This is a genomic window from Streptomyces hirsutus (genome assembly GCF_001418415.1).
In the GTDB taxonomy this organism is placed as follows: Bacteria; Actinomycetota; Actinomycetes; order Streptomycetales; family Streptomycetaceae; genus Streptomyces; species Streptomyces hirsutus.
Genome location: NZ_LIQT01000385.1, coordinates 1 through 7864, shown reverse-complemented (window position 1 = coordinate 7864; position 7864 = coordinate 1). Strand labels below are relative to the sequence as shown.

The 7864-nt window shown below is 72.2% G+C and carries 5 protein-coding genes and 1 pseudogene; 3 read left to right on the top strand and 3 right to left on the bottom strand.

From position 1 onward, the window contains the following. A pseudogene (locus AOK11_RS45395) lies at window positions 1-483 on the top strand (BTAD domain-containing putative transcriptional regulator); the annotation flags it as partial. Between the two features lie 2 nt (window positions 484-485). Further along, window positions 486-2865 (top strand): ATP-binding protein (locus AOK11_RS26985; RefSeq protein WP_240497505.1); only part of this gene is annotated, 2380 nt, incomplete at its 5' end. A gap of 30 nt (window positions 2866-2895) precedes the next feature. Here AOK11_RS26985 and AOK11_RS26980 read toward each other — a convergent pair. From AOK11_RS26980 to panB, 3 genes are all read right to left on the bottom strand, one after another. Continuing rightward, entirely contained in the window at window positions 2896-3819 is a 924-nt protein-coding gene (locus AOK11_RS26980; RefSeq protein WP_240497504.1) for an ABC transporter permease, read from the bottom strand. After that, window positions 3816-4841: an ATP-binding cassette domain-containing protein gene (locus tag AOK11_RS26975; RefSeq protein ID WP_055596323.1), complete on the bottom strand. Its 1026-nt coding sequence runs from the start codon at window positions 4839-4841 to the stop codon at window positions 3816-3818. The genes AOK11_RS26980 and AOK11_RS26975 overlap by 4 nt, the downstream gene beginning before the upstream one ends. A gap of 308 nt (window positions 4842-5149) precedes the next feature. Next, window positions 5150-6025, bottom strand: a complete 876-nt coding sequence (gene panB, locus AOK11_RS26970) for a 3-methyl-2-oxobutanoate hydroxymethyltransferase (protein WP_055596322.1) — start codon at window positions 6023-6025, stop codon at window positions 5150-5152. Between the two features lie 192 nt (window positions 6026-6217). Between panB and AOK11_RS26965 the strand changes: the two genes are divergently transcribed. After that, entirely contained in the window at window positions 6218-7855 is a 1638-nt protein-coding gene (locus AOK11_RS26965; RefSeq protein ID WP_055596321.1) for an MFS transporter, read from the top strand. Window positions 7856-7864 lie beyond the last annotated feature (9 nt).

Below are 7864 nucleotides of genomic sequence, written 5' to 3'. Positions count from 1 at the left end.
GCCCTGCGGGACGCCGGCCGCGCCGCCGAGGCGCTGGCCGCCTACGAGGACGTACGCCGGCTGCTCGCCGACCGTCTCGGCTCCGACCCTGGCACCGAACTGCGCTCCCTGCACGCCGAGTTGCTGAGACCCGACGCGGTGGCGGCGCCCGCATCGGTGCCCCAGCCCGAGGACGCGGGAGCGTCCGGAACACGGCAGCCCACCGGCGCCTCCCTGCCCACCTGGGCCTCCCAGCCCGACGGCATCCCGCACCCGCTCCCGCCCGGCGGCCTGCGGGCCCGGCTGACCTCCTTCGTCGGCCGGGAGGCCGACCTCGAGGCCATCCGGGGCGATCTCGCCTCGGCCCGCCTGGTCACCCTGCTCGGTCCCGGCGGGGCCGGGAAGACCCGGCTGTCGCAGGAGGCCGCCGAAACCCTCCTGCGGGCGGCCGCCGCGCACCACGGCGACGGTGAAGGGGCGGCCCGGGACGGACTTCCGGCCCGCNNGGCCCGCGCGCAGGACGGACTCCTGGACCGTGTACGGGACGGCGTCCGGGTCGCCGAACTCGCCCCGGTCGACGACCCCGCCGGTGTCCCCGAGGCGGTGGTCACCGCCGTCGGCGCCCGCGAGACCGTGCTGTACGGCGCCGGTGCCGAAGGCATGCGGGCCGCCACCGAACGCGGCGACGACCCCGTGGACCGTCTCGCCGAACACTGCGGCCGGCGGCGCATGCTGCTCGTCCTGGACAACTGCGAGCACGTCGTGGACGCCGCCGCCCGACTGGTCGAGACGCTCCTCGAACGCTGCCCCGGCCTCACCGTGCTCGCCACCAGCCGTGAACCCCTCGGTGTCCCGGGAGAGGTGCTGCGTCCGGTGGAACCGCTGCCGGAACCGGTCGCGCTGCGGCTGCTCGCCGACCGCGGGGCCGCCGCCCGCCCCGGCTTCCGCGTCGACGACGACCCGGAGGCGTGCGCGGAGATCTGCCACCGGCTCGACGGGCTGCCCCTCGCCATCGAACTCGCCGCCGCCCGGCTGCGGATGCTGACCCCGCGCCAGATCGCCGACCGGCTCGACGACCGCTTCCGGCTGCTCACTTCCGGCAGCCGCACCGTCCGGCCTCGCCAGCAGACCCTGCGGGCCGTCGTCGACTGGTCCTGGGACCTGCTCGACGACGGTGAACGGGACGTCCTGCGGCGGCTTTCCGTCTTCGCGGGCGGCTGCGACCTGGCCGCCGCCGAGGCCGTGTGCGGGCCCGCCGTCCTGGACGCACTCGGCTCACTGGTGGACAAATCCCTCGTGGTGGCGGCCCCTTCGGGCGACCGCGCGGTCGGCGAAGAGATGCGCTACCGGCTGCTGGAGACGGTCGCCGAGTACGCGTCCGAACGGCTCGACGAGGCCGGACAGCGGACCGGTGCCGAACGCGCCCACCTCACTTATTATCGCGAACTCGCCCGCACCATCGACCCGTTGCTGCGCGGGCCGGACCAACTGGCAGCCATCGAAAGACTGGAGCGCGAGTACGAGAACCTGCGCACCGCGCTGCGCCACGCCGTCGCCGCCCGCGACGAGCAGGAGGCACTGTGCCTGGCGCTGTCGCTGACCTGGTACTGGCAGATGCGCGACCAGCGGATCGAGGCCCGGAACTGGTGCCGTGAGGTGATGGCGCTGGGCCCGGACCCCTTCACCGAACCGGTTCGCCCCGTCCCCTCCCTGTGGCAGCGCTGCACCGACGCCCCGCCGCCGATGACCGACGAGGTGCTCGCCGAGGCCCGGCGGGGGGTGCACCTGTCCCACATGGCGTGCATGGACACGGAGCTGGACGACTGGATGACACCGCAGGCGCAGCACAGGCTGCGGATCATCGCCGCGACCTATGAGCCCGGCCAGCCGCAGACCTGCCGCCCGCCCGGCACGTTCTGGGCGTTCGCCCTGATGCTGATCGGTGAGATGAACACCTTGCGCGCGGTCGTCGACGACGCCGTCCGCACCTGCCGGCAGACACCCGGATTCGACTGGGAACTGGCCTCCAATCTGCAGATCAGGGCCAACTTCCTCGCCAACCGCAGCGACTGGGCGGGCGACGCGCTGCGCGACGCGGACGAGGCCCTGGAGATCTACCGGCGTCTCGGTGACGCCTGGGGCACCGCCGAGGCCCTCTCCGCACGTGCCGAGGCACGCGAACGGCGCGGTGAGTGCCTGCTCGCCGCCGCCGACTACGAGGTGGCGATCGGGTACGCCGACCGTCTCGGCGCCCACGCCCAGACGGCGGTGCTCACCGCGCGGCTGGGCGGCGTGCTGCTGGAGGCGGGCGAGGAGGAGCGCGGTGAACGGCTGCTGCGCGACGTCATCGACCGGCGCGGCGGCGGGCACGAGCCGGCGTTGCCCGCAGCCCGGCTCTTCCTGACCGGCTGGCTCGGCCTGACCGGGCGCACCGCCGAGGCCCGGGATCAACTGCGCATGCTGCGCGAGGAGTTCCGTATCGCGCACTACGTCGTCTTCGACGCGTTCATCCTCGGTGCCGAGGGCTGGCTCGATGTCGTCGACGGATACGACGAACGGGCGCTGGGCACGATCCGCGCGGCGCTCGAGCAGTCGAACAACCCGCTGACCCTGGCGATCGCCGCCCATATGCGCGCCGCGCACCTGCACATGGCCGCCACGGCCCTGGCCGCCGTGGACCACGGGCGGCGCGCCCGCGACGCGGCCCGCTGCCTCGGCGCCGCCGACGCCTCGCTGCCGCCCGGTCACGTCGCCGGGCGCATGGAGCGCGAGGTGCGCGACCTGGCCGAGCGGCGGATTCGGGACACCCTCGGCGACACGGCGTACGAGACCGCGTACGCGGAGGGCGGCCGTCTCTCCCCGGAGGAGGCCGCCGCCCTGGTCTGACCCGTCACGCGGGGACGCGGGGACGCGGGATCAGCTCTTCGTACGGAACTTGTGGATGGCGACCGGAGCCATCACCGCCGTGATCCCCACCGACCAGGCCACCGTCAGCCACAGGTCGTCCGCGACCGGGCCGCCCACCATCAGGCCGCGCGCGGCGTCGGCCAGCGAGGACAGCGGGTTGACGGAGGTGAAGGTCTGCAGCCAGCCCGGCATCGACTGGGTCGGCGCGAAGATCGACGAACCGAACTGCAGCGGCATCAGCACCAGGAAGCCCATCGCCTGCACCGACTGCGCGTTCTTCATCGCCACGCCCAGCGTGATGAAGATCCACATGAGGGCCGAGCCGAACAGCACGGCCAGCCCCACGGCGGCGAACAGCCCCGGCCAGTTGGTGATGTCGAAGCCGACCAGGACACCGACGACCAGGAGGATCGCGGTGGCGATCAGCATGCGCAGCACCTCGACCGCGATCTTGGCGAACAGCACCGAGCCGCGGCCGATGGGCAGTGACCGGAAACGGTCCATGACACCCGTGTTGAAGTCCTGGTTGAAGCCGGTCCCCACCCCCATGGCCATGTTCATGCCCATCATGGCCATCAGGCCGGGCACGATGTACTGCACGTACGCGTCCTGCCCGCCGCCCAGCGACTGCCCGATCGAGCCGCCGAAGACGTACACGAACAGCAGGGTGAACACGATCGGGAACAGCACGGCGTCGAACATCGACTCCGGGTCCTGCCGGATCCACAGCAGATTGCGGCGGACCAGGGCGCTGGTGTGGCGCAGATGGGAACGCAGCGGAATACGGCCGTCCGCGGCGCTCGCGCGGGAGGTCCCGGCCGGCCCGCCCGCCGACCCCGCCCCGGCCGGAGCGGGGTCGGTCTTCGCGGTCGTCGCGGTCTTCGCGGCTGTCGTAGCCGTCGGCGTGGTCTTCTCGGATGTCGCGGAGCTCATGCGGCGGCCTCCTCACGGGTCTCGGCGGCCTCGGTGTCCTGCGGGGCACTGGCGCGGTGGCCGGTGAGCGACAGGAAGACCTCGTCCAGGCTGGGCAGTTCGGTGGTGATGGAGGCGAGGGTCAGCCCCCGCGCGGTGACGGCGCCGACCACCGCGGTCAGCTGCTCGTCGCTGAGGATCGGGACCAGGACGGCCCCCCGCTCGGAGTCCACGGTGGTGGTGGCGAGCCCGGTGATGCCCAGTTCGTCGAGTGCGGCGGCGAGCGGGCGCAGTTGGAGCGGATCGGCCGGGCGGATCCGCAGGGTGCGGCCGCCGACCTTGGCCTTCAGCTCCTCGATGCCGCCGTTCGCGATGACCTTGCCGCGGTCCACGACGGTCAGCTCGGAGGCGAGCTGCTCGGCCTCCTCCATGTACTGGGTGGTCAGCAGCACGGTCACCCCGTCCCCGACCAGCCGCTTGACCTCGACCCACACCTCGTTGCGGGTGCGCGGGTCCAGTCCCGTGGTCGGCTCGTCGAGGAACAGCACCGCGGGCCGGCCGATCATCGAAGCGGCCAGGTCCAGCCGGCGCCGCATACCGCCGGAGTACGTGGCCGCCGGCCGCCGGGCCGCCTCGGTGAGCGAGAACCGCTCCAGCAGCTCGTCGGCGCGGCCGCGGGCCTCCTTGCGGGACAGGTCGAGCAGCCTGCCTATCAGGTACAGGTTCTCCCAGCCGGCGAGCTTCTCGTCCACGGAGGCGTACTGCCCGGTCAGCCCGATCACCCGGCGCAGCTGCCGGGGCTGGCGGAGCACGTCGTACCCGGCGACGGTGGCCTCGCCCGCGGTCGGGGCGAGCAGGGTGGAGAGAATGCGCACGAGGGTGGTCTTGCCGGCGCCGTTCGGCCCGAGAACCCCCATCACGGTGCCTTCGCGCACCTCCAGGTCGACACCGTCCAGTGCCTTGGTCCCGCCGTAGTGCTTGACCAGCCCCCGCACGGTGACGGCGCTGCCCGCGCCACCGGAGTCGTTGTCGTTTCGCGTCATGCCCCGACTCTCGCACCCCCCACCGACAAACCCCCGACAGCCTCCCGACAGAGGGCTGTCGGGAGGCTGTCGGGGGCGTGCCGAAGAAGCACTGTGCCGACGCGGCCGGCAGCCGAGCCCCCGCCCCCCCCCACGACGACCACCGCAACCACCAATTGAGCAACCAAGACGGCGAGCCACCACCTCCGCGAAAGCGGCGCCGGCTTAGGCGCAAAAAGGGGACGGGCCCGCCGATGGGGGAAGTCGGCGGGCCCGTCATGTGCGGCGTTGGCTCAGCGGCAGCGCCATCGCGCTGCTCCGGTGGTTGCTCAGTGGACGGAGTGCTCCTCCTGCGGGAACGTTCCGCCCACGACGTCCTCGGCGAACGCCTTCGCCGCGCCGCCCATGACCTCACGCAGGTTCGCGTACTGCTTCACGAACTTCGGTACCCGGCCGCCGGTCAGCCCGAGCATGTCGGTCCACACCAGCACCTGCGCGTCCGTCTGCGGCCCCGCCCCGATGCCGACGGTGGGGATGTGGAGCGTCCGGGTCACCTCGGCGGCCAGCTCGGCCGGCACCAGCTCCAGGACGACGGCGAAGGCGCCCGCGTCCTGCACGGCCTTGGCGTCCCGCAGCAGCTGCTGCGCGGCCTCCTCGCCGCGCCCCTGGACGCGGTAGCCCATGGCGTTCACGGACTGCGGGGTGAGACCGATGTGCGCCATCACCGGGATGCCGGACTCGACCAGCAGCTCGATCTGCCGGTGCGAGCGCTCGCCGCCCTCCAGCTTGACCGCGCCGACCCCGGCCTCCTTGACCAGCCGGGTCGCCGAGCGCAGCGCCTGCACCGGCCCCTCCTGGTACGAGCCGAAGGGCAGGTCGGCGACGATCAGGGCGCGGCTCGTGCCGCGGACCACGGCCGCGGACAGCATGCTCATCTCGTCGAGGGTGACAGGGACGGTCGTCTCGTACCCGAGGTGGCAGTTGCCCGCGGAGTCGCCGACGAGCATGACCGGGATGCCGGCCTCGTCGAAGACGGACGCGGTCATCGCGTCGTAGGCGGTGAGCATGGGCCACTTCTCGCCGCGTTCCTTGGCGAGGGCGATGTCGCGGACGGTGATACGGCGGGTGCCCTTGCCTCCGTACAGCGCCTTGCTGCCGTCGGAGGGGACTGGCCTGCCAGTCGGGGCAGCCGAAAGCTGCGTCATTGCAACGGCTCCTAACACGTCATCTCGAGGCACCCTGACGGCGTCCCCGGATCCCCACCATGGTGGCACCTCGCGCGAGTCGGTGCCAGGGGACGGTCTCCACCGAAAGGCGGCGCAACGCCCCGGCAAGGTCTCGGCAAAAGAATTCCGATACGAGACGGTGCCGTTTCGAAACGGTCCTACGGTGGCCGTATGACTTCCCCCGCCGCCGCCCCCGACCGCCGCATACCGGAACACGTGCACCGGCGCCGCTGGGTGATCCTCGGCGTGCTGATCCTGAGCCTGCTGATCGTCGTCCTGGACAACTCGATCCTGAACGTCGCCATCAAGACGATCTCCACACCCGCCCCCACCGGTCTGGGCGCCACCCAGAGCGAGCTGGAGTGGGCGATCAACGCCTACACGCTCGTCTTCGCGGGCCTGCTGTTCACGGCGGGTCTGCTGGGCGACCGGCTCGGCCGCAAGAAAGTGCTGCTCGGGGGCCTCGCCGTGTTCGGCCTGGGCTCGGCGCTCGCCGCGTTCTCCGGCTCCCCGGCGGAGCTGATCGGCTTCCGCGCGGTGATGGGCCTGGGCGCCGCCTTCGTCATGCCGGCGACCCTCGCCGTTCTGATGAACGTCTTCGAACGCGACGAACAGCCGAAGGCCATCGGCATCTGGGCGGGCGGGGTCGGCCTCGCCATCGCCATCGGCCCGGTCACCGGCGGACTGCTCCTGGCCCACTTCTGGTGGGGCTCGGTCTTCCTCGTCAACGTGCCGATCGTGCTGACCGCCCTCGCCCTGATGCTGTGGCTCGTGCCGGACTCCCGCGACCCGGCCCCCGGCCGGATCGACCCCCTCGGCGTCGTCCTGTCCGTGACCGGCCTGGTCCTGCTGGTCTACGGCATCATCAAGGGCGGCCAGCTCGCCGACTTCACCGACCCCACGGTGCTGACGACCGTCGGCGCCGGGCTCGCCGTACTCACCGCGTTCGTGGTGGTCGAGAAGCGCAGCACCCATCCGTCCATCGACATGGCCTACTTCAAGAACAAGGTCTTCTCGGCCTCGATCGTCGCGATCGCGCTGGTCTTCTTCGCACTGTTGGGTGTGACGTTCTTCGCCGTGTTCTACACCCAGAGCGTGCGCGGATACTCGCCGCTCGAGACCGGCTTGCTGATGCTGCCGCTGGCCGCCGCACAGATGATTTTCGCGCCGCGGGCCCGGCTGCTGGTGGACCGCTTCGGCAACAGGGCGACCACCACCGGCGGCATGCTGCTCCTGGCGGCGATGCTGGGCGCGTTCGCGGTCCTGGAATCGGACACGCCGATCTGGATCCTTGAGGTGATCTTCTTCCTGATGGGTGCCGCGATGGCGAACGTCATGACGCCGGTCAGCGTCGTGATCATGCAGACGCTGCCGCGGGAGAAGGCGGGTTCGGCCTCCGCGCTCAGCAACACCTTCCGCCAGGTCGGCGGCGCCCTCGGCATCGCCGTCCTCGGCTCGGTGCTCTCCGCCGCGTACCGCACGCACATCGAGGACAAGCTCGTCCTGCTGCCGCCGGGCGTCCGGCACGCCGCCGGCGAGTCCATCGAGGCCACCCTGGGCGCCGCGGCCCGGCTCGGGCCGCGCGGGGACGCCCTGACCGGTCCGGCCAACGACGCGTTCCTGCACGCCATGCACGTCACGGCGTTGTGCGGCGCGGGCGTAGCGGCGCTCGGCGCGATCGTCGTCGCCCTGTTCCTGCCCGGCCGGAGTCCGGAGCCCGGAGGGGGCGAGAAGGAGGAGGAGTTGGTGCCGGCGGGGGCGAAGGGTGCGACGGACGCGACGGACGCGACGGAGAAACGGGACCGATGAGCGGGAGGG

Coding starts and splice junctions, on each gene's coding strand:
- AOK11_RS26980 (WP_240497504.1), bottom strand. CDS start 3,819: ATGAGCTCCGCGACATCCGAGAAGACCACGCCGACGGCTACGACAGCC.
- AOK11_RS26975 (WP_055596323.1), bottom strand. CDS start 4,841: ATGACGCGAAACGACAACGACTCCGGTGGCGCGGGCAGCGCCGTCACC.
- panB (WP_055596322.1), bottom strand. CDS start 6,025: ATGACGCAGCTTTCGGCTGCCCCGACTGGCAGGCCAGTCCCCTCCGAC.
- AOK11_RS26965 (WP_055596321.1), top strand. CDS start 6,218: ATGACTTCCCCCGCCGCCGCCCCCGACCGCCGCATACCGGAACACGTG.